Genomic DNA, 1,819 nt, shown 5'->3' on the forward strand with positions numbered 1-1,819 from the left:
CCGGCCGCCCGCCGCAGCCCGCTCGCCCCCGCCACCATGCCCCGCCCGGTTCCGGCCGGCGCCGAACCAGGAGAAACCCCATGAGTGTTTCCGTTCTGCTGATCCCCGCGGCCATCGCCGCCGTCGCCACGGTCAATGCCGCCCTCGAGGGGAGGGCCAAGAGCCGTACCGCGGACACTGTGCCGGAGATTGCTGCCGTGCCCCAAATCCAGGTGCAAACCCGGATGCTGGACCTGAACCTGCTGCAGGCTGCCCTGGAGGATACGCAGGCGAAGGTTTCCCGTGTCACCGAGGCCTCCCTCGAGGCGGACTGGGCAGACGTGGCGGCGGTCTTCGAACGCGACGCCGACGGCATTTGGCAGGTCCACTTCAGCGGTGAAGACGTCGACCGGCGGCGCGCGGCCGAGATCGTCCAGGCGATCGACGCCGCGTACGCGCGCCAAGTCCAGCAGGCGGTGCTGCAGAAGCTGCGGGAACGCGCGCACACAGCCGGCCTGGAGCTCGCATCGGAGAGGGTCGAGGAAGACCAGAGCGTCACCATGGTCCTGAATGTCCGCCGCTGACTCTCCCGCCGCCCTCGCGGGCCGGACCGGAACACCGCCCATTCCCTGGCTCGGTGTCGCCAGCCTGTGGCTGCTGCTGCCGCTGCTCGGCCTCGGGGTCTTGGGCTGGGCCGGCTTCGTGATCATCGGCCTGCTGGCGCGCCGCGCCGCCTGGCTGTCCGCCGGCGGCCTCTACCTGGTGGCACTGCTGGTTTCGCTGTTCATGAACGAAGAGGCCGGCCCGACGGCCAGGCTCCTGCTCTGGGCTATCAGCTCACTGCATGCGCTGGGCATCAATCAGGCCTGGCTGCGCAACCGCTGGACCCAGGCGTCCCGCTCCTCCGGCAGCACGTGGAGTGCCCTCGTCCGCCGGACTCCAGCGGGCACCGGCATGGACAGCACGACGGCGATGCCCACCCCCGCGGCCATGTTCCGCCGTCGTCCCCGTTCCGCCTCGCCACTTGCAGGGACTGCTCCGGCCCCCGCGGGGGCCGCGGCCGATCTCCTCAACGACCCCGGGGTCGACGCGGCAAGCTACTACGCCGAATCCGGCAGGCCGGGAGCAGGCGCGTCTTCTGCGCTGCCGGCCGAGCCGGTGGACGTGAACTCGGCACCGGCGGCGGCCCTGCAGAAGCTGCCAGGGATCAGCAGGCACAAGGCGCGCAAGGCCGTGCGGTTGCGCCAGGAGCGTGGGCCCTTCCGCACCGTGGCGGACTTCGCCGCCGCTTTGGATGTGCGGGATCCAGAGCTCACACGGTTGAACCGGTTGGTGGTCTGCAAGCTTCCGCCGGCCAAACCGGTGCCGTTTGGAAGGTCGGTGGATTACTGATGTCTTCGGCCCAACCGAGCCTGATGTGGAATCTGCGCCAGAGCCTCTGGCTGCTTGTCCCCTTGGGAACCTTCGGGTTCCTGGGCGGAGCTGCCTTGCTGGTGGTCGGTTCGCGGGCGGGGCGGCCGCTGTGGTGGATCCTCGGTCTGGTTCACCTCACCCTCACGGCCGTGGCCATTGCCCTGGTCGACGGCACCGGCGTGCAGGAAGAAATTGCCACGTGGCTGCTCCTGGCATGCTGGCTGGCCGGCAGCAGCTTCGCCCTGGCCATCAATCCCGAATACCTGCGCTTCAAGTGGGACCGGGACCGCGGCGCGGCCCGTCCTTCCCGCACCACGGGGTCAACAACACGGGCGCGCTCCGGCAGCCAGCTGAACTCCCGCGGTCGGTCGCGCAACCGGTCCGGCTCGGGCAGCCCCAGGTCCGCGCACCGTAGCCGTGCCGGTTC

3 protein-coding genes are annotated in these 1,819 nt (G+C 70.3%); all 3 read left to right on the forward strand.

Annotated elements, in window-relative coordinates; translation table 11 throughout:
• Positions 1-80 precede the first annotated feature (80 nt).
• Complete coding sequence (locus AC5RUJ_RS15560; RefSeq protein ID WP_494127990.1) at positions 81-563, forward strand: hypothetical protein; 483 nt, start codon at positions 81-83, stop codon at positions 561-563.
• Positions 550-1,371, forward strand: a complete 822-nt coding sequence (locus AC5RUJ_RS15565) for a ComEA family DNA-binding protein (RefSeq protein ID WP_494127989.1) — start codon at positions 550-552, stop codon at positions 1,369-1,371. The genes AC5RUJ_RS15560 and AC5RUJ_RS15565 overlap by 14 nt, the downstream gene beginning before the upstream one ends.
• Positions 1,371-1,819, forward strand: a 449-nt coding sequence (locus tag AC5RUJ_RS15570; RefSeq protein ID WP_494156165.1) for a hypothetical protein, incomplete at its 3' end; no start/stop codon positions are given. The genes AC5RUJ_RS15565 and AC5RUJ_RS15570, both read left to right, overlap by 1 nt.

It is taken from the genome of Arthrobacter sp. Y3223164, assembly GCF_059091005.1.